The organism is Chryseobacterium sp. IT-36CA2, from assembly GCF_949767875.1.
GTDB lineage: Bacteria > Bacteroidota > Bacteroidia > Flavobacteriales > Weeksellaceae > Chryseobacterium.
The window spans coordinates 246,990-268,339 of sequence record NZ_CATKPG010000023.1; the positions used below are offsets into that span (position 1 = coordinate 246,990).

Annotated in this window: 16 protein-coding genes; 6 read left to right on the forward strand and 10 right to left on the reverse strand. The window is 38.6% G+C overall.

The genetic code is table 11. The annotated features are described in order from the left end of the window. Positions 1-26: 26 nt before the first annotated feature. Together ACM6F9_RS18070 and ACM6F9_RS18075 are read right to left on the reverse strand one after the other, a co-directional pair. Positions 27-611 (reverse strand): alpha-ketoglutarate-dependent dioxygenase AlkB family protein, encoded by a 585-nt coding sequence (locus ACM6F9_RS18070; protein WP_414846996.1) that lies wholly within the window; start codon positions 609-611, stop codon positions 27-29. 123 nt (positions 612-734) lie between these two features. After that, positions 735-1,511 (reverse strand): XRE family transcriptional regulator, encoded by a 777-nt coding sequence (locus ACM6F9_RS18075; protein ID WP_414846997.1) that lies wholly within the window; start codon positions 1,509-1,511, stop codon positions 735-737. A gap of 61 nt (positions 1,512-1,572) precedes the next feature. On the opposite strand from ACM6F9_RS18075, the gene dinB reads away from it, so the two are divergent. Both dinB and ACM6F9_RS18085 read left to right on the forward strand, forming a co-directional pair. Further along, the gene (gene dinB / locus ACM6F9_RS18080) at positions 1,573-2,715 is read left to right on the forward strand and encodes a DNA polymerase IV (RefSeq protein ID WP_414846998.1); all 1,143 of its coding nucleotides are present in this window, start codon (positions 1,573-1,575) and stop codon (positions 2,713-2,715) included. Positions 2,716-2,722: 7 nt separating this feature from the next. Next, a complete protein-coding gene (locus ACM6F9_RS18085) occupies positions 2,723-5,773 on the forward strand; it encodes a DNA polymerase III subunit alpha (RefSeq protein WP_414846999.1) in 3,051 nt (1,016 codons plus the stop codon). A 130-nt stretch (positions 5,774-5,903) separates the two neighbouring features. On the opposite strand, the gene ACM6F9_RS18090 is transcribed toward ACM6F9_RS18085, so the two are convergent. From ACM6F9_RS18090 to ACM6F9_RS18125, 8 genes are all read right to left on the reverse strand, one after another. Next, positions 5,904-7,370, reverse strand: a complete 1,467-nt coding sequence (locus ACM6F9_RS18090) for a TolC family protein (RefSeq protein ID WP_414847000.1) — start codon at positions 7,368-7,370, stop codon at positions 5,904-5,906. Continuing rightward, the gene (locus ACM6F9_RS18095) at positions 7,363-10,524 is read right to left on the reverse strand and encodes an efflux RND transporter permease subunit (protein ID WP_414847001.1); all 3,162 of its coding nucleotides are present in this window, start codon (positions 10,522-10,524) and stop codon (positions 7,363-7,365) included. Before ACM6F9_RS18095 ends, ACM6F9_RS18090 begins: the two co-directional genes overlap by 8 nt. A gap of 15 nt (positions 10,525-10,539) precedes the next feature. Next, positions 10,540-11,625 carry an efflux RND transporter periplasmic adaptor subunit gene (locus ACM6F9_RS18100; protein WP_414847002.1) on the reverse strand — a complete coding sequence of 362 codons (1,086 nt, stop codon included), beginning with the start codon at positions 11,623-11,625 and terminating at the stop codon, positions 10,540-10,542. A 101-nt stretch (positions 11,626-11,726) separates the two neighbouring features. Continuing rightward, positions 11,727-12,158 carry a hypothetical protein gene (locus tag ACM6F9_RS18105; protein WP_414847003.1) on the reverse strand — a complete coding sequence of 144 codons (432 nt, stop codon included), beginning with the start codon at positions 12,156-12,158 and terminating at the stop codon, positions 11,727-11,729. 186 nt (positions 12,159-12,344) lie between these two features. Next, positions 12,345-13,793 carry a TolC family protein gene (locus ACM6F9_RS18110; protein ID WP_414847004.1) on the reverse strand — a complete coding sequence of 483 codons (1,449 nt, stop codon included), beginning with the start codon at positions 13,791-13,793 and terminating at the stop codon, positions 12,345-12,347. Next, positions 13,790-16,897 carry an efflux RND transporter permease subunit gene (locus ACM6F9_RS18115; RefSeq protein ID WP_414847005.1) on the reverse strand — a complete coding sequence of 1,036 codons (3,108 nt, stop codon included), beginning with the start codon at positions 16,895-16,897 and terminating at the stop codon, positions 13,790-13,792. The genes ACM6F9_RS18110 and ACM6F9_RS18115 overlap by 4 nt, the downstream gene beginning before the upstream one ends. A gap of 17 nt (positions 16,898-16,914) precedes the next feature. Next, on the reverse strand, positions 16,915-18,003 hold the full coding sequence (locus ACM6F9_RS18120; RefSeq protein WP_414847006.1) for an efflux RND transporter periplasmic adaptor subunit: 1,089 nt from the start codon (positions 18,001-18,003) through the stop codon (positions 16,915-16,917). Positions 18,004-18,648: 645 nt separating this feature from the next. After that, on the reverse strand, positions 18,649-18,849 hold the full coding sequence (locus ACM6F9_RS18125) for a hypothetical protein (RefSeq protein WP_414847007.1): 201 nt from the start codon (positions 18,847-18,849) through the stop codon (positions 18,649-18,651). A gap of 326 nt (positions 18,850-19,175) precedes the next feature. Here ACM6F9_RS18125 and ACM6F9_RS18130 point away from each other — a divergent pair, with 326 nt between their 5' ends. From ACM6F9_RS18130 to ACM6F9_RS18145, 4 genes are read left to right on the forward strand one after another with little or no spacing between them, the layout of a single operon-like run. After that, entirely contained in the window at positions 19,176-19,607 is a 432-nt protein-coding gene (locus ACM6F9_RS18130) for an RrF2 family transcriptional regulator (protein WP_414847008.1), read from the forward strand. A gap of 57 nt (positions 19,608-19,664) precedes the next feature. After that, a complete protein-coding gene (locus ACM6F9_RS18135; RefSeq protein ID WP_414847009.1) occupies positions 19,665-20,126 on the forward strand; it encodes a hypothetical protein in 462 nt (153 codons plus the stop codon). Next, positions 20,107-20,883, forward strand: a complete 777-nt coding sequence (locus ACM6F9_RS18140) for a class I SAM-dependent methyltransferase (RefSeq protein WP_414847010.1) — start codon at positions 20,107-20,109, stop codon at positions 20,881-20,883. The genes ACM6F9_RS18135 and ACM6F9_RS18140 overlap by 20 nt, the downstream gene beginning before the upstream one ends. Before the next feature lie 16 nt (positions 20,884-20,899). Continuing rightward, positions 20,900-21,322, forward strand: a complete 423-nt coding sequence (locus ACM6F9_RS18145) for a c-type cytochrome (protein ID WP_414847011.1) — start codon at positions 20,900-20,902, stop codon at positions 21,320-21,322. Positions 21,323-21,350: the final 28 nt, after the last annotated feature.

Below are 21,350 nucleotides of genomic sequence, written 5' to 3' on the forward strand. Positions count from 1 at the left end.
TAGATTGTATTAGAATTCATAGAAGTTTAGCCCTGAATTAGCCTGAACATGGGTACGTTTGATTTAGCAATCCTGTGCTCCCACTCTTCCTGAAGATTACCTTTCATGATCAATAAGCAGCCGTGAGGAAGAGGAAGACTATATTTGCTTTGGTGATGGTCTTTTCTTCTGAAATCAAAGTTTCTGGTTTGTCCAAGGCTGATGGACGCAATAACCGGACGCTTACCATATCGGCTTTCCTTATCCCGATGCCAGGCAACGGAGTCATTATGATCACGGTATAGATTTAACAGAACCCCATTGAATTGGCAGCCAAATTCTTTTTCAATTCTTTGTTTTAAGGAGAACAATTCAGGAGTCCATGGGTTCGTTGGCTTTTTAGCTTCTTCTGAATCGTTATATTTTGGATCTCCATACCAGGCCGTTAATCTTGGAGTAAGTACAATCTTATCGTACATCTTCTGAGTCCGCTGTTCCCAAGGAGCGGTTTCCAATAATTTGTTTTTAAGCAAGTCAGCTTCTTCCCTGCTCAGGAAGTTTTCCTTGTATTCCAAAAGATCTTTTGGAAACTCATAGAATTCTTCTGAATCAAATAAACTCAGCTGGGTCATTTAACTTTAAATTAAAATATTTATCTTAGCAGTATCCCGTTACTTCGGGATTTTTTTTCATCATTTGTGTTTTTTGTTTCCCTTCGGGGAAGTTTTTTGATTATGCCATGTACTCACATAAATTCAATTCTTATCTCCCATTTTTTCTTTGATCTGTTTGATATCAGTTTTTATTTCTGTGATAAAGTTTTGAATATGATGTTCTGCAAATTCATCAGGATCATATTCTTTGGTATTAATACTACAGGCAAATTCCCAGATTTCTTTAATTTCAGGTAATGGAATTTTATAGGGCTCATAAAATTGATTGTCAGCCTTCACCCATATACCATCTGCTTCATGAAACTGAAACCTTTTATAGCTGATACCATCATTGGTGGTAATGAAAACATACGTTCTGTCCGTTTTCAAGTCAGAAAGGTTTTCTACATATTTTCCTACGATATAAGTTCCGTTCTTATAGGGTGGCATTGAATCTCCGTCAGCTGGAAATGCCCTAAACTTACCACCTTTTAAAAAAGGTAATGATATGGTCTCGAGACTTTCTATGTATTCCGGGTCTCCATAGCCATTCAAATAGCCCATAGAGGCTTTTTGGGGAATAATCTCAATCTGATTGTTTCCATCCTGATCAACCTTTATAGGCAGAACGATCCTATTCTCAGGAAGCTCCATAATTTCGTCAATAGAAAATTTTCTGATATCTACAGTCAACAATAGGTCAATACTAATGTTATAGAATTTTGAAATTCTAACCAATATTTCAATAGGAGGTTCTGTCCTTCCATATTCATAGGCGACATACCTAGATCGGGTAAGAATTAATAGATCTGCCAGTTCTTGCTGAGTCATATTTTTCTTACCTCTCAGGAACATGATGTTATCAGAGAATTTTGACATTGTTACAATTTTAGACAACAAAAATACAAAAATTGTTTAAAAACGTAACTAATTTTGTCATATGGAAAGAGCAATTGTACATATGGATCTGGATACGTTCTTTGTTTCCTGTGAAAGGCTGAAAAACTCCGAACTGGAGAATAAGCCTGTGATCATCGGAGGCGGAGACCGTGGTGTAGTGGCGTCCTGCTCTTATGAAACCCGCTTTTTCGGAGTCAGGAGTGCGATGCCCATAAAAATGGCTTTGCGGCTATGTCCCGAAGCTAAAGTAATTAAGGGAGATATGGAAATGTATTCCAATATGTCCCATATGGTAACAGAGATTATTCAGGAAAAAGTACCTGTTCTTGAAAAAGCAAGTATTGATGAATTCTATCTTGATCTTTCCGGAATGGATCAGTTTTTTGGATGTTACAAATGGACACATGAAATAGCTGAAAGTGTGCAGAAAAATACAGGGTTACCCATAAGCTTTGCTTTATCTACCAATAAAACCGTATCCAAAATCGGGACCGGAGAATCAAAGCCAACCGGGAGATTGGAGGTGAAGCAGCCTTATATCCAGCCATTTTTGAATCCCCTATCGGTAAAGAAAATTCCTATGGTCGGTGATGTGACTTTTCAGTTGCTTTCAAGACTCGGTATAAGAACGATACAAACCCTTTCTGAAATGCCCGTTGATGTTCTTCAGCATCTGATTGGTAAAAACGGGGATGAGCTCTGGAAAAAAGCGCACGGAATTGATGAGACACCTGTAGTTCCCTATTCGGAACGGAAATCTATTTCTACAGAGGATACCTTTGCTCAGGATACTATAGATATTCAAGGTGTTAAAAGTATACTCTCAGGAATGGTTGAAAAGCTCTGCTACCAGCTTCGGGCTGAGAAATGGCTGGTATCGGTAGTGGTGGTAAAAATCCGCTATTCAAATTTTGATACGGAAACCAAACAATGCAGGATTCCATATACCTCAGCTGATCATACCTTGCTCAGGTATGTTTTGGAATTATTCAAAAAAGTATATACCAGACGAATGAGGATACGACTTGTCGGAGTAAAATTTACCGGACTGGTTCACGGATGCCATCAGATGGATCTCTTTGAAGATACGGAAGAACTGATCTCATTGTATCAGACAATGGATAAAATCAAGAACCGGTTTGGAACTTCAAGTGTAGGAAGAGCCTCGGGCTTAATAAAATAATTAGAAGATGTTTCTGAATTGCCATTCTTATCACAGCCTTCGGTATGGCACCATTTCTATTAAAGAACTGGTTGAGCAGGCTATACGTTTTAATATTAAAACCCTGGCTCTTACCGATATCAATACCGTTACCGGAATCTATGATTTCTACAAGCTCTGCAAGGAGCACCATATCAAACCGATTGTCGGAGTGGAAATACGGGTTTACGATGAGCTGTATTATATCTGTCTGGCTAAAAATCAAAAAAGTATAGGAGAAATCAACAGGATTTTAACGGCTTATAACTGTGAAGGTATTGAAATTCCTAAAGTAAATCCTGATTTTAAAGATACTTTTGTGATTTATCCACTGGAAAATATTCCTGAAAGGTTATATGATCACGAATTCATAGGCATCAGACAGGATCAGTTAAACCATTTGATTAAACCCGAACTGAAACAATTAACCCATAAAATGGTTATCCTTCATCCCGTTACCTTTACTACCCCTGAAGAATATGAACTCCATAAAATACTAAGGGCAATTGAACATAATACACTAATCAGTAAACTTACAGAAACTGATTATTGTAAAAGTAATGAAGTGTTTGCTGATAAAAAAAAGCTTTTGGAAGAATTTAAAAATGAAGGTCAAATTATTGAGAATACAAAGTACATTGTCAATAACTGCCATTTTAATTTTGATTTTTCAACGCCTAAAAACAAGAAACATTATACCGACAGCAAAGAAAATGATTCTAAGCTTTTAAAAAAATTAGCATATCAGGGACTTTCAAAAAGATATTCCGATGATAACCTGCAGGCAAAAGCAAGAGTGGATAAAGAGCTGGGAGTTATTGACCAGCTTAATTTCTGTGCCTATTTCTTAATCACCTGGGACATTATCCAATACAGCAACCGGATGGGGTTTATGCATGTAGGAAGAGGCAGCGGCGCCAATTCCATTGTCAGCTACTGCATTGGAATTACTGATATATGTCCCTTGGAACTGGATCTGTATTTTGAAAGGTTTTTAAACCTCAACCGTAAGACACCTCCCGATTTTGACATCGATTGGAGCTGGCAGACCAGGGATTTCATCTTGGAATATATTTTTGGTAAATACGGTAAAGACCATGTTGCCTTCTGTGGAACCAATGTCGAATTTAAATACCGCTCTATTTTCCGCGAAATAGGAAAAGTATTCGGTCTTCCAAAGGAAGAACTTGATACGCTGGCAACAAAACCCATCCAGGAGCATGATAACAATTCTGTATCACGGCAGGTTCATTACTATGGCAAACTTCTGGAAAAGTTTCCCAATCAGAGAAGCATGCATTCCTGTGGGATTCTGATATCGGAAGAACCTATTACCAATTATTCCGCACTCGAAATGCCTCCTAAAGGTTTTCCGATTGTACAGTTTGATATGTATACCGCTGAAGAAATTGGCCTTGAAAAGTTTGATATTCTCTCACAAAGAGGCCTGGGTACCATTAACGACACAGTAAAACTGGTGAAAGAAAAAAGAGGAATCGATATCAATATCCGCGATACCTCTCTATCAAAAGATGAAACCCGATGTAATGAATTCTTAAGTTCCGGAAAAACCATCGGTTGTTTTTATATTGAATCGCCTGCCATGCGCGGATTACTCCGCAGGCTGAAATGCGACAATTACAAAGTACTGGTAGCCGCCTCTTCTATTATCCGGCCCGGAGTTGCCCAAAGCGGCATGATGCGGGAATATATTTTCAGACACAACAACCCCACAAAATTTGAATACTTCCATGAGGTTTTTGAAAAAGAACTGGGAGAAACCTATGGTATTATGGTCTACCAGGAAGACGTTATTAAAATTGCGCTGCATTTCGGAGGTTTATCCGCGCCTGATGGTGATGTACTGAGAAGAGCCATGAGTGGTAAAAGCCGGTCTTTATCCGCCTTACAGAAAGTAAAAGATAATTTTTTTGAGTCCTGTAAAAAGCTGGGCCATCCTGAACAATTATCCATGGAGGTATACCGTCAGATAGAATCCTTTGCAGGATACTCATTTTGTAAAGCCCATTCTGCTTCCTATGCTGTGGAAAGCTATCAGAGCTTGTATCTCAAGGTCTACTATCCCATCGAATTTATGGTCTCTGCAATCAATAACGGCGGAGGATTCTACAGAACTGAAGTCTACATTCATGAAGCCAGAATGTCGGGAGCTGTCATCCATAATCCTTGTGTCAATTTAAGCCAGTACCAGACAACGGTTTATGGCTCGGATATTTATTTAGGCTTCATGCATATTGAAAGACTGGAAACAAAGTTAGCACAGCTGATTTCAGAAGAAAGAAATCAGAATGGTGATTATACCTCCCTGGAAAACTTTGTTAAGAGAATTCCCATTGGTATCGAAACATTACAAATTCTAATCTTTATCGGAGCATTCCGCTTTACCGGAAAACAGAAACATGAACTGCTGATTGAATCAAGATTCCTGTTGGGAAATAATAAGATTACATTCAGGCATCTGACTTTACTGGACGAACCTCAGAAAGATTATCAACTTCCCACCATAGAAAGAAATCCATTTGAAGATGCTTTTGATGAAATAGAAATATTAGGATTTCCTGTTTCTTTCAGTCCTTTTGATCTCTTACAAACCCGATACAGAGGTTCTGTTTTGGTAAAAGATTTATTGAAGTTTCATAAACATCAGGTTAAAATGCTGGCCTATCTGATTTCAAGAAAGCATGTTCCCACCAAAAAAGGTACAATGTACTTCGGAACCTGGATTGATGCGGATGGACAATATTTTGATACCGCTCATTTTCCAAACTGCCTTGAAGAATATCCTTTTCAGGGAGGTGGTTGCTATCTCCTATTGGGAACCGTAGAGGTCGATTTCCATTTTCCTACTGTTACCATTCATAAAATGGCCAAAATGCCTTTTATTCCGGATCCAAGATATTCAATGGATAAAGAGAAGTCATTGGAAGCTCAACGTAATTTGCATGAGGATGTCAGTATGACTTTTAGGAAACCTTATCCCCAGGAACATGAAATTGGATTGCCAAGACAAAAGATGTAGCATCCGAAATTACTTTTTTAAAAAAATATACTTAATTGCTTTTCAGTATCTATTTAGACTTCGATTAATCTTAAATAAAAAAGGAGTTATCTTTCGATAAACTCCTTTAATCTGAAATAGCTATAAAGTATTAGTGAGAAGTAACATCTGATGAAGACGGTAGATTCTGATCCCAACCTCCACCAAGAGCTCTATATACCGCTATACTTGCCTTCAACTGGTTAACTTGTTTTTCAACCAATTCAAATTTAGATTCCAAAGCATCACGTTGTGTCAAAAGCACTTCCATGTAATCAGCACGTGCATATTTAAACAAATCATTAGAAATGTCAATGGATCTTGTTAAAGCATCCACTTCCTTCGTTTTGATATCCAAACTGTTTTTCAGATTCTTGATTTTTGAAAGCTGATTCGCCACTTCAATATAAGCTCCCAAAACAGTCTGCTCATAATGATAAACCGCCTGAACCTGCTTTGCATTGGCATTATAATATGCAGCTTTAATGGCACTTCTATTGACCAACGGAGCAGTCAGTTCACCTGCTAAAGAAAACAGAAACGATTCAGGTTTAATCAAATAGGTTGGATTGAAGGCCTGTAATCCAAAACCTGCACCAATATCTAAAGAAGGATAAAATCTTGCTTTTGCAGATTTAATATCCAGTCTTGAGGCAGCCAGCTCATACTCAGCCTGTTTGATATCCGGACGGTTTTCCAACAGCTCTGAAGGGATTCCCGCGTAAACAGCCTGTGGTACAACCGAATTAAAATCCTGGCTTCTTTCCACAGGCTGAGGAAATCTTCCGACAAGATAATTGATCTTATTTTCAGTCTCTACAATCTTCTGCTGAATATCATACTGCATTCCCTGTGTTTTGAGAACCTGCGCCTGAAATCTTTTCACTGCCAATTCATTGGATCTTGCATTCTTCTTTAATTCTTTAATGATATCCAGTGCATCATTCTGAATTTTAATATTCTGCTTTAAAATAACCAGTTCATTATCCAATGCAAGCAATTCATAGTAAGAATCTGCAATTTCTGAGATCAGATTCGTAATCATGAAGTTTTTCCCTTCAACACTCGCTAAATATCTCTCAACCTGAGCTTTTTTCGCATTGTGAAGTTTCCCCCAAATATCTGTTTCCCATTTTGCCTGTACCCCCACTCCGAAATCAAATAAAGGATCTGGCATTTCTTTTCCGGGTTCCATTTCGGTATTGGCTTCCATTGCTCCGATATTAGTATAACGGCTTACCTTATCAACTCCAGCTCCAGCTTTTAAACCTACAGAAGGTAAATACTCCCCTTTCTTCGCTTTAATTTCATTTTTAGAAATCTCAATTTCCTGAAGAATGATATTGAGTTCCTGATTATTCTGTAATGCCTGATTAATGAGTGTCTGAAGATGAGGATCACTAAAATATTCGTTCCATTTTAATTTTCCTGTGTTGATAGTGTCATTTTCGGCTGATGCATATTTCTCAGGTACTGTCCTGCTTTCGGCACGTTGCTGTATGTCTATTGATTTGCAGGCAGCAAGACTTAATAAAAAGAATGCCGTTCCTGCATATTGATATATTTTATTCTTATTCATAATGGATCATGTCTTCGCTTAATGGTGATTCGTCTTCGTCTTTAATCATTTTTCTGCCATCCGATAATTTCGCAAAAATGTAGTAGAGTCCCGGAATTACAATAACCCCGAATAAGGTTCCTATCAACATTCCTCCCAAAGCAGAAGCTCCGATGGTATGGTTTCCGATCGCACCTGCTCCACCCGCAAAAACAAGCGGAACTAACCCTGCAATAAAGGCAAATGAAGTCATCAAAATCGGTCTGAAACGGGCTCTTGAACCTTCAATCGCAGCTTCCAGAATAGAATCTCCTGCCTGTCTCCTTTTCACAGCAACTTCTACAATCAATACGGCGTTCTTACCGAGTAATCCGATGATCATAATCAATCCCACTTGTGCGTAGATATCATTTTCTAGTCCCATCGCTTTCAACAGCATAAAAGATCCGAAAACTCCGACCGGTAATGAGAACAATACCGCAAACGGAATAATAAAACTTTCATACTGCGCCGCCAAAACCAGATAAACGAATACCAAAACGACAAGAAATACGTAGATCGCTTCGTTACCACGTTGCGCTTCATCATAAGACAACCCTTCCCAAGCTATTTTGTACCCGTGAGGTAATGTTTTTGCCGCTACTTCATTGATTACCTGAATCGCATCCGCTGTTGTATAGCCTTCAGCCGGAAGTCCTCGGATTGCCGCTGAGTTATACATATTATAACGGGTAATTTCGTTTGGTCCCTGTGTTTTTTTCATCGTCATAAACGCTGAATAAGGAACCATTTCTCCATGATCATTTTTCACATATAACCCTAAAATATCAGTCGGAAGCCTTCTGAATTCGGGAGAAGACTGAACATATACTTTGAAGAACTGACCGAAACGGATGAACCCTTGTTCGTACGTACTACCAATTAAAATATTCAAATTTTCCATGGCTGTTCCGATGGAAACGCCTTTCTGCATCGCTGCATTATTATCGAAAACCAATTCGTATTGAGGATAATTGGCTGCAAAGAAGGTGAATACTCCTGTTAATTCTTTCCGTTTTTTAAGCTCAGCAATGAACGCTTTATTCACCTTATCAAAATCCTGATAATTGGTTGTTCTGTTCAAATCAAGCAATCTCATTGAGAAACCTCCCGAAGATCCGAAACCGGGAACTGCAGGCGGTTCAAAGAATTCTATTGTAGCACCAAGATCTTTTGATTTTTCTTCAAGCTCTTCCATGATCTCTTTTACATTATGCTCACGGTCGTTCCAGCTTTTCAAGTTTATCAGACAGGTTCCCGCATTGGAACCACGCCCTTCCGTCATAATCTCATATCCTGCCAATGACGAAACCGACTCTACTCCATCCACACCCTGACAGATTTTCTGTAATGCTCTCGAAACCTTATTCGTTTGTTCTAAAGTTGATCCTGGAGGTGTTTGCACAATCGCATAGATCGTTCCCTGATCTTCATTTGGAATGAAACCGCCCGGAAGCGCTTTATTTACAATAAAAATTCCCACACAGAAAGCGACTAAAATTCCCCAAGTCACTACTTTTCGAGTAACAATTTTTCTGAGGAATGCAGCATATTTTCCTGTGACTTTATCAAATCCCCTGTTAAAAGAATCTAAAGCTTTCGTAAAAATAGTAGACTTTTTAGGTTTTCCGTGGTGATTTTTCAATAACATTGCTGCCAGAACAGGAGTTAATGTTAACGCAACCACCGCAGAAATTACAATAGAACTCGCCATCGTAATCGAAAACTGGCGGTAGAACGTTCCTACAGGACCCGTCATAAAGGAAATCGGGATGAATACGGCTACCATTACCGCTGTAATTGCAATAATCGCTCCTGCAATCTCTCCCATAACTTCTTTTACTGCTTTATAAGGGGAAATATCGCTTTCCTCCATTTTTGCGTGAACAGCTTCAATAACAACGATTGCGTTATCTACCACAATTCCGATGGCTAAAACCAGGGCAAAAAGCGTTACTAAGTTGATCGACATTCCGAACATTTGAATGACAAAGAAAGTTCCAATCAATGAAACGGGAACGGCAATAATCGGAATTAAAGTTGAACGCCAATCTCCCAAGAAAATAAATACCACAATTGCCACCAAAATAAATGCATCTCTCAACGTATGCATTACCTGCTCAATCGATGCATCCAGGAATTGCGAAACGTCATAACTTATTTTATAATCAACTCCGGGAGGGAAATTTCCTTTCATTTCCTCCAGTTTAGCTTTTACATCTTTAATAACGTCAGTGGCATTACTTCCATAGTTTTGTTTTAATACAATGGATGCTGAAGGATGACCGTCAAGATTTGAATAAATATCAAAAAATTCGCTTCCTAATTCAACTTTTGCAACATCTTTCAGCTTAATATTTTCTCCTTCAGAATTGGAACGAACAATGATATTTTCATATTCTTCAGGTTTATTATACTGACCTTTATAAGTGAGAACGTACTCTAATGACTGTGCTGCAATACCGGAACTCTGCCCGATTCTTCCGGGACGTCCGATGATACTTTGTTCTCCAATGGCTTTCATCACTTCATCCACAGAAATCGAGTAAGCACGCATTCTGTCAGGATTTAACCAGATACGCATGGCATATCTTCTACTTCCCAGAATCTGAGATTTTGCAATCCCGTGAATACGGTTGATTTCAGGGATAATATTTACAGTTGCATAGTTGTACAGGAATTTTTCATCCATGCTTTTGTTGGTGCTGTACAAATTTACGTACATCAACATACTTGGCTGAATCGGGTTTACGACTACCCCTTCTTTCTGTACCAGTTCAGGAAGCAGCGGCATTACCTGGTCCACTCTTGTCTTTACCAAAACAACGGCAGCATTGGGATCGGTTCCGGGATCGAAAATAACATTTACTGTTGCTTCTCCGGCACTCGTTGCATCGGTAGTGATATAACGCATTCCCTGAACTCCGTTGATGGCATTTTCAAGGGTAATTAATGAGGATTTTACCAAAACATCGGCACTCGCTCCGGGATAAGCAATGGTAACGGCAACAGTAGTAGGGGCAATTTTAGGAAACTGTTCAGTAGGAAGCTGCTTGATCGCCAAACCTCCTATAAACAGGATGATAACCGATATTACAATAGCGAATACCGGTCGGTGTATTACTTTTTTAAACATAATCTTGCTTTCTAATTACTCGGCATACAGATCCAGATTCGACATTACTTTTTCAGGGGTCTGGTATTTTGAACTGATCGTTTGGTTTTCCTGAACCATTCTAAGACCGTCCAGAAGAATTCTTTCATCCTTTCCAAGACCTGAAGCTACAACATACAGATGCGGTAATTCAGCAGCAATCTTTATTTCTCTCGCTTTTACTTTATTATCTTTTGTGATAACGTAGACATATTTCTTCTCTAATTCTTCAAAAGTTGCTTTCTGAGGGATCATTAAAGCATTGGCATAGGGTGAAGTGATAACAACGTTTCCGGTTTCCCCATATCTTAATAATCCTTTTGGATTCGGGAAAGTTGCTCTGTAAGCAATATTTCCGGTTTCATTATCGAAATCAGATTCGATAGTTTCTACAACACCATCCTGAGTAAACTCTTTTCCATTGGCCATTCTCAGGCGCACGTGCATCGGATCGTTATTTTTTCTTTCCCCCATTTGATTTAAATATTCAGCTTCGGGAACGTTGAAATACACCCACATTTTACTGTTGTCGGAAAGCTCGGTGATTAATTCTCCGTCATCAACCAAACTTCCTTTTCTTACGTGCAATCTTCCAACAATTCCTGTAAACGGAGCGCGGATTTCTGTGAAACCTAAATGGGTATTGGTTGAAGAAAGTTCGGCTTTAGCTTTTTCATATCTTGCTTTTGCCATCGCCATTTCCTGTGGAGCAACAATGTCTTTAGCTGCAAGATTTTTAGTATTTTGATATTCGATTTCAGCATATTTTGCCTCTGCTTTGGCACGATTTACATCAGACTCGTAAAGGTTAGGCATAATTTTAAATAACAACTGTCCCTTGTGAACAAATTGCCCTTCATCTACATAAATACCCTGAATATATCCTTTTTCCTGGGCACGAAGCTCAATATGGTTGATTGAACGGATCTGTGCTACATAATCTTTATCTATTAAAGTATCTTTTACAAGCGGACTTGTGACATTGAAAGATGCTGCTTCTTTTTTTTCTTTTTTTTCAGATTGGCAGCTTTGACACAACAGAATAAGGCACAGGTTGATATACATGAGACTTTTCTTGACCATGATAATAATTTTTATAATATTTTAAATTTGAAAAATAGAGTTATTGGTTTTCAGAACATGTCATGAAAACCTTAAATTTTTTCGTGAAAAATAGTATAAGATCACAGTCGGATGACCCTGTATTGGATATACAGATCATCGTAAGGTATAATTAAATGTTCGGAATGAGCGAATGAAACCGCATTTTGTTTATCATGAAATGTGATAACGAAACCTGAAATTAAACGCCAGAAATCACCTCTTAAAAGCATGGCCAATTCTGAAGACGCTGATGTTTCTAGATTTTCGTCATTTTCACTATCATTTTCAGAAAGATTTGCACGAAGTTTATTGTAATGGGGACGGCTAATATTATATAAATCCTCACCCTCATTCTCTTTAGTCAAAACGAATGACTTCCCAGGACTTTTATCACACGTACTACAAATATCTGTCGTGAAATGAAAACCTAACTCATTATTATTCTCTACAGATACATATTGCTGAAGTTGCCCGTAATACCATCCTAAGACGGTTAACAGAGCAAATAACAAACTGCATAGATATTGATAAAATTTTCTTTTCATCGCAGGCACAAATGTAAGTAAACTTCAAAATGATTGCAAATAATAGAGATTAAAAAAGTGTTAAAAGAACGCTGTTTTCTTCCCCCTATAAACAAAAAGCCGTCCCATTTCTGAGACAGCCTTACTAACATATAAAATCAACTAACTAATATATCATTGTAACTTACCTGCTAACGCTTTAAATAACAACACATTATTTCTGGTATTTTCATGTTGAAATTTGAGAAGATCAAGCTCGGCTTGCAGCTTGCTTTTCTGAGCATTGATCAGTTCAAAGTAGTTTGCATAACCCGTAACATACAAGTCATTAGACACCTCTATTCCCTTATCTAAAAAATTCACTTCCTCTTCTTTAAGTTCTAAAACTCTATGAAATATTTGAGTCTGTTTCAGAATAGATTGCAGCTCATTGAAGGCAGTAGTAACACTCTTCTGGTAATTCAGAAATGCAATTTCCTGTTCTATGCCAGCAACTTTAAATTCATATTGCAGCTGGCCTTTGTTAAAAACAGGGACCATCAAACCTCCTAAAATCTGTCCAGCCAAGGAGGCTGGTTTGAAAAGTGTTTCGGCTGAAAAGGAATTAATTCCTAATCCTGCTCCAATATCAATCTTAGGATAAAAAGAAGCTCTTGCTGCTTTGGCATCAGCATGTGAAGCCTTAAGATAATAATAGTTTGAAATCACATCAGGCCTGGAATGAATTATCTTATCAACATTGATATTGGAATTCAGGATATTAAAATTCGTAGGCAGAAGCGTGTCTCCTCTCTGTATATCACCCCCGTATACCCCCGTTAGTGTTGATATGGCTTGCTTTACAGTGACTATTTCTACTTTAATATGTTCAATTTCTGCCAGCCAGTTATTGTTCTGTGCTTTAAACTGTTGTACAGCCAGCTCAGTTACCTTACCAACTTCACGCTGTGCTTTGATAATTTCAAAGGCCCGCTTCTGAAGGTTGTAATTATCCTGATAGATTTTTAATCGCTTGTCTAAAGTGATCAGATCATAATATAAATTGGCAATATCTGTAAAAAGATCAGTCTGAAGAAGCTTTAAACCTTCTGTTGATGCCAGGAATTTGTTCTGAGCTGAAAGTTTCTTATTTTTTAGTTTTCCCCAGGCATCAATTTCCCAACTGCTTCTGGCACCCATCCAATAATTCGGGGTAAAGGAAGTATTGATCTTTTGTTCCTCACTGATATTCGAGGAAAGATTTGTATCATAATTCCCAACCCCTTCCATTGTATATTTTCCATACCGGTCACCGGAAACCCGAACTCCAACTTCCAGAGAAGGCAGTAATTCTGTTTTTGACCGCTTTAAAAAGCTGTTGGCTATTTCTACTCTTTGCTGGGCTATTTTAAAGTCAGGATTGGCTTTTTTTACCTCCTCAAAAAGATACAATAAATGGGAATCCGTAAAATAGCCCTTAAGATCTATTCCTGAAAATTCTGATCTGCCGGCAGCTGAATCAACAGCAACGGGATTCGGTAATCTATCGGCTTCCTTCATTGATGCTACTTTAGGAACAGCACAGGAAGTCATGAACAGTCCTGTGATACTCCAAAATATAAGTTTTAATTGAATTCGTTTCATGCTTTTTTTCTGTTTTCAAGGGTTGCAAAGAAAATGTAAAGACCAGGAATGATGATAAGACCGAAGACGGTACCGATTAACATACCCCCTGCGGCTGCGGTTCCAATAGAACGGTTCCCAACTGCTCCGGCACCTGATGCTACACATAATGGAATCAATCCGGCAATAAAAGCGAAAGAGGTCATTAGAATGGGACGAAGACGCTGCCTTGCTCCTTCAATAGCAGCTGAAATAATGCTGTTCCCCTCCTTGTAACTTGCAATGGCAAACTCCACAATTAATATCGCATTTTTGGCAAGCAGCCCTATCAGCATCACCAATGCCACCTGAGCATAAATATTGTTGTCAAGACCACAAACCAGCAGAGCGATATAAGAACCGAAAATCCCTGTTGGTAAGCTTAATAGCACCGGCATAGGAAGCAGAAAACTCTCATATTGTGCTGCCAGTAAAAGGTAGACGAAAATCAGGCAGACCAGGAAAATATAAACCGTTTGATTTCCTGATAAGATCTCTTCGCGGGTCATACCCGACCATTCAATATCTAAGCCTTTAGGAAGAGTTTCTTTTGCTATTTTATCTACTGCAGCAATAGCGTCACCTGAACTAAAGCCCTCAGCAGCCTCTCCATTGATCATTGCAGACATATACATATTATAGCGCGTAAGCACCTCAGGTCCATATACTCTTTCCATGGTTATAAAAGTTGAAAAAGGCACCATTTCACCTTTGTCATTTTTTAAGTACAGGTTCAATATGCTCTCGGGAGTATCCCGGAATTCAGGCCCTGCCTGAACCATAACTTTATACATCTGTCTGAACCGGATGAAATTGGTCGCGTAATAGGATCCCAGTAAAGTTTGTAAAGTGGACATTGCATTATCTGCTGAAATTCCTTTTTTAGCCGCCATATCATAATCAATATTCACCATATACTGAGGGAAAGTAGCATCAAAGCTGGTAAAGCTGTTCTTAAGCTCGGGAGCTTCATTCAGTTTCTTGACAAAATCCTTGGTTACTTTATCCATATTTTCAATACTTCCGCCGGTTCTGTCCAGTAGACGAAGTTCAAAGCCGCTGGTATTCCCAAATCCCGGAACCGTTGGGGGCGCAAAAGCTTCAATTTCCGCATCAGCAATCCCTTTCGTTTTCTCATTTAATTCTTTAATAAAGTCATCCACAGATATATTTCTTTCTTTCCAGTCCTTAAGATTGATCATCGCCATTCCATAGGATGATCCTGCAATTTCAGTGACCACATTATATCCTGCAAGAGTCGTTACATTTTCTACCCCATCCATCTTTTTTGCGATCCTGGTGATTTCATCAAGTACCTTTTCAGTTCTTTCTACCGTCGCTCCCTGGGGCGTGGTAACACTTACGTAGGCCATCCCCTGGTCTTCCATAGGAATGAATCCCGATGCCAGAAATTTTGACGTCAGTCCCGTTAGCAGTATAAATAAAGTCAGGAGTCCGAAAGTTACTGTTGTCCGGGTGGCAAATTTTGACAGGACTTTTACATAACCGTTGGTAACTCTGTCAAGAATGGTATTAAATACACTGAAAAAACGATCCAATAAACCTTTCTTGCCATCATGGTTATGAGGCTTTAATAAGAGTGCACATAAAGCTGGGGTAAGCGTTAACGCATTAATACCGGAAATTACAATACTGATTGCCAAAGTAAGCGAAAACTGCCTGTAAAATACTCCTACAGGACCATCCAGGAATGCTACAGGAATGAAAACCGCTGACATAACCAAGGTTATAGCTATTACTGCACCCGCTATTTCTTTGGCTGCCATTATAGTGGCTTCAAAAGGCATATGCCCTTCTTCCATTTTGACATGAACAGCCTCAACAACAACGATGGCATTATCTACAACAATACCGATGGACAGAACCAGCGCAAATAAAGTCAACAGGTTAAGTGAAAAACCCAGCATATCCATAAAAGCAAATGTACCTACCAATGCCACGGGAATAGCAAGCACCGGAATAAGCGTAGAACGCCAGTCCTGAAGGAAAAGAAAAACAACTACCGCCACCAGAATAAAGGCTTCGATAAGGGTCTTTAAAACAGCATGGATAGAAGCATCCAGAAACCTTGAAACATCATACGCAAGGTTATAATCCATCCCCGGTGGAAACGAGCCTTCTTTCAGTTCCGCCATTTTATTTTTGACATTCTGGATAACCTCAGAGGCATTGGATCCCGGTCTTTGTTTCATCATGATTGATGCTGATGGCCTTCCATCGGTTTTCGAAACCATTCCATAAGTCATCGCTCCAAATTCAACTTTTGCGATATCTTTTAGTTTTAGTATTGTTCCTTCTTCATCCGCTCTAACAGGAATTTCTTCATATTGCTGAGGCTCAAAAAACTTTCCTCTGTATTTTACAACATACTGAATCTGGCCTGCCTTTTTACCGGAAGATTCTCCTACCTTTCCCGGAGCTGCGGAAATATTCTGTTTCTGCAGGGAACTGATTACTTCTTCTGTGGAAATATTATATGCCGCCATTTTCTGGGGATCGAGCCAGACCCTCATGGAATATTCCTTCTGCCCCATAATTTCGGCTCTCCCCACTCCATCCAGGCGCTTGAGTTCCTGAAGAATATTAATATCTGTAAAATTGTAAATAAACTGTTCATCCTGGCTGGGATCAGTACTGGTAATATTGAGGTACATCAGCATGCTGTTAACCTCCTTTTCAGTAGTCACCCCGGCCCGGATTACTTCCTCAGGAAGTTCATCAAGAATTGTAGTTACCCGGTTCTGTACATTCACTGCAGCCAAATCCGGATCAGTACCCACTTCAAAAAAGACCTGTATAACGGTCAGCCCATCATTTGAAGTAACGGTTGACATATAGGTCATCCCCGGCACACCATTAATAGCACGCTCTAGGGGTAAGGCAACCGCATCTGCGGAAACTTCTGCATTCGCCCCGGTATATTTTGCCGTCACGGTTACTGAAGGGGGAACGATGTCAGGAAACTGGGTGATCGGCATCTTAGTCAGCGCCATAATTCCTATCAAAACAAAGACAATGGAAATCACCAGCGAAAGTACTTTTCGCTTTATAAACATTTCTACCATAATCAACTATTTAAGAATTATAATCGGTCTTTAATTTTGATGACATCCCCATCTTTAAGAGACTGCGCTCCTTCATAAATAATCAGATCTCCCTTTTTGATACCGCTTTCAACCAGATAAGAATTCTTTATGGCCGAACCTACTTTAATATTGGTCATCTTTACTTTATTATTCTTATCCACCAGGAATATATAGGTTTTATCCTGAATTGAAAAGGTTGATTTTTGCGGAATGAGGAGTGCATCATTCTGAACATCGGAAATGGTCAGCTTACCGGAAGTCCCATGCTTGATGATATGTTGTGGGTTTGGAAAAAGCACCTTATACCTGATAGATCCGGTAGCACGGTCAATCTCGCTTTCAGCAGATTTTAACGTACCATTAAACTGATAGTTTGTTCCATTAGGAAGGGTAAGCTCAATCTTCTGATGCTTTCCTAATTTATCACTGGCCAAAAGTTCAAAGTATTTATTTTCAGGAATGGAGAAATAAGCATATACCTCATCCAGTTGCGAAAGTGTCGTAAGCAGTGTTCCGTTATTGACCAGGCTTCCGCTTTTATGAGGAATGACATCGATCACACCGTCGAATGGCGCTGTAATCAATGTAAAATTAATCTGCTGGATAACCGCTTTTTTCTCAGCTTCGGCAAAAGAACATTTTGCGCGCGCAGATGCCAACCTGGCTTTAGCAAGTTCAAACTCATTAGCAGCAACAAACTTTTTAGCATATAAACTCTCAATCTGCTTGAGTTCAACCTCAGCAATCCGAAGGTCGGCTTTTGTCTGTTTAAACCTGGCCTCAGCCTTTAACAGATCCATTTGTAACTCAGCATCATTGATCTTGAAAAGCGACTGCCCTTTTTTTACAAACTGCCCTTCATTGACATAAATATGTTGAATGATACCGTCAATTCTGGAGCGGATTTCAACATTTCTTTTGGCCTGTATATCGGTAACAAACTGGCTGTTGATCAACGTATCTTTTTGTTTTACCTCAAGAACGGGGACTTCTTTAGTGTTTTTATTTTTATTGGGATTGTTTTTACCACATGATAATGCGCATAATAATGCGCTTACGCATAATATGAAACTTTTTATATTCATTATAGAATTTTATAACTGAAACTTTACGAAAAAAATAATTGGAAATATCAGTTTAAAACAGCTGGAGTAAATGAAGATAGGATTTTACGGCACAAAATATGTCTCCAGAAGAAACAGGCAGACCCTTCCGAACAACTTTAATGAGGACCTCGGGACAATTCTCCGATTTATCTGGAATATCAAAGTAATTTAGATATTTAGAAAAACTCTTATTCTCAACTTCAACAGCCTTTACATTGTTGTACTTCTTAATACATCGATTCGCTCCACTGCGTACGGGATGTTTAAACGAAACAACATTTACCAATGTTTTGCCAGCTCTATCTGAGCTGAAAATGAAAAACAGAGTAAAAATATAAAAACAAAAAGACGTTCTAAATAATAACATTCAGCCGTAATATTGAAAATTCAGGGGATTAGAAATAGTATATCAGCAAATGTAAGTCATTTTGCTTTAATTTTTTTTTAATTTATGTTAAAAATTTATAAAATAAAAGTTAATTGATATTGTAAAAAACATTCTAATTATTTGTAAAAAACAAACTAATTAAAACGATTGAGCTTAAAGAATTAAGTTCGTTTTCAGTACTTTTGTAACACAAAAAAAATCATTTATGGAGCTATTTTTAATCTTCTCTATGACGTTTATGCAGGTGATAATCTGTGGGATTTTAAATAAAGGGCAGTACGGTTGAGATAGGGAAAAAGAAGAATCAGCAACAGAAATACTGCCAGTAGCCATATCATCATTTCATAATAATCCATGGCAAAACTTACATGATTCTGAACATTCATTCTTCCCACCAACAGTTTATTGGAAGCCTTTACAGCATGGTCTTCAAGCATTCCTCCAGCCGAAAGCTTAGAGCCTGTTTATGAACAAAGTCTTTTACAAAAGGATCCACAGCACTCAAGTGATCCTGAAAAGCATTGTAATGGCTGCTCTTTTCATAAAGTTCAAAAAAATTGATCAGCGCTATACTGATACAAAATTCAAAATATCGTATTGCAGTTGCCGAAGAGCCGATGGACGCCGGAACTAATGATATGATAAAAATAATAGATGCTTACCAAACCTTTTCATGATCTTTATCAAGCCTCATTAAAATAAAAGAGTTTTTTATCTTTTATTAAAAATAAGTTTATATATTTGCCCTATAAAATCAGTTACAATGTTTTCCAAAACCTGCGAGTATGCTTTAAGAGCTTTAATTTATATTGCCCAGCAGTCTAAAAATGACAGCAGGGTCGGAATCAAAGACATTTCAAAGAGCATTAATTCTCCTGAGCATTTTATCGCGAAAATCCTTCAGGACCTGAGCAGAAAAGGATTTGTACAATCCGCAAAGGGACCGAATGGAGGTTTCTATATGGATGAGAAAAACCTGGACACCAATATTGCTGATATTGTTAGGGAAATTGACGGTGATAAACTGTTTTCCGGATGCGGACTCGGGCTCGATCAATGCTCTGAAATTCATCCCTGTCCTCTCCATAACCAGTTTAAAAGTATCAGACAGGATCTTCGCATTATGCTTGAAACATCCAAAGTACAAATGTTTGTAGATAACCTGGATTTAAAATTGACCTACCTTAAGGCATAAAAAAATTTAAATCAATAAAAGATAAAAAGGTATTAATGTATTAAATAATCCAACAAAATGAAACTCTATCTTAAAAACCCTGTTATACTCATGTTATTCTGCCTTATGGCAGGAATGTTTATAACAGTAAGCTTTGTAGAAACTCCTCTGAAGTTTCAGGTAGAGGGAATAACACTTTCAACAGCTTTGGGGTTGGGGAAACTGATGTTCGGAATCTCTACAAAAATACAGGCCCTATTTCTGATCCTGATTCTAATATTCATGACAATTAGCCAGAACCACTATACAAAATTTGATTTTACAATCATCATTGTTTTACTTTCTATCCTGGTCTTAGAACAGTTTTGGATGCTTCCGGTTTTAGATGAACGGGCAGATCTTATTTCATCCGGTAAGCCACTGGCTCCTACTCCGCTGCATGATTGTTTTATTTATGCCGAAACATCAAAAGCCATTATTCTGATCCTGGCTGTTGTATTACAATTTAAAACCCAACCCAATGAAAACAGATCCTATTGAAAAAATGTCCGCCCACTGGCTGCTGGCCAGGATCGGTAAAAAAGTCCTTCGTCCGGGAGGTTTAGCGCTTACCCGAGAGATGCTGGCTATGCTGAATATTACCCCCGGTGATCGTGTAGTCGAATTTGCTCCGGGTCTTGGTTTTACCGCAAAACTCACTCTGGAAAAAAATCCGGAATCTTATATAGGCATTGATGCCGAACAGGAGTCTGTAAACCTGTTGAAAAAGAATTTCAAACATACTTCTGCACAATTTCAACTGGGAAATGCGGCACAGAGTTCACTAGCTGATCAATCCGCCGATAAAGTATATGGTGAAGCTATGCTGAGCATGCATGCCGATCACAGAAAATCTGAGATTATTCAGAAAGCTTCAAGAATCCTGAGACCTAAGGGCTTTTATGCCATCCATGAGCTGGCCCTCGCTCCTGACAGTCTGGATGAAAATGTAAAATTACAGATTCAGAAGGAGCTCGCTTTAACCCTGAAGGTAAATACCCGTCCACTCACCATTCCGGAATGGACTCATTTACTGGAAAAAGAGGGATTTAAGGTTTTAAAAACAGAAACAGCACCGATGCACCTGTTGGAAATTAAAAGAATAATCAGCGATGAAGGCTTTTCCGGATTCCTGAAAATCGCGGGAAATGTAGTCATGCAGCCTAAAATCCGTTGCAGGATAATGCAAATGAGAAAAACATTCAAAAAATTTGAGAACAACCTTTGTGCGGTGTCCATTCTTGCACAAAAAGTATAAATCATTATCAATTATTATGAAAGCACAACTTATAAATATAGCAATGATTTTGAGTGTATTAGCAATAAACTTATCATGCTCTGACAAAAGCGGAACAACTCCTATACCAGTACCTGAACCTTCCACAGGACAAGCGCCGTCTCAACCTGTCAGTACCCTCGAACCGGCTGTTGCCCCAAACACTTCCGGTGATCCCGGCCTTACATTGATTGAAGGAGCTGATTGCCTTGCCTGTCATAAAATAGATGCCAAATTAATCGGGCCTTCTTACCAGGATGTAGCTGTAAAATACACCGAAAAAGATATTGATCAGCTGGCTCAGAAAATCATTGACGGAGGAAAAGGCAACTGGGGGGATATTCCGATGACGCCTCATGAAGGATTAAGCAAAGACGACGCTCAACAGATGGTAAAGTACATTCTTTCGCTCAAAAAGTAATCAAAAAAATTTAAAACAATAAAAGACA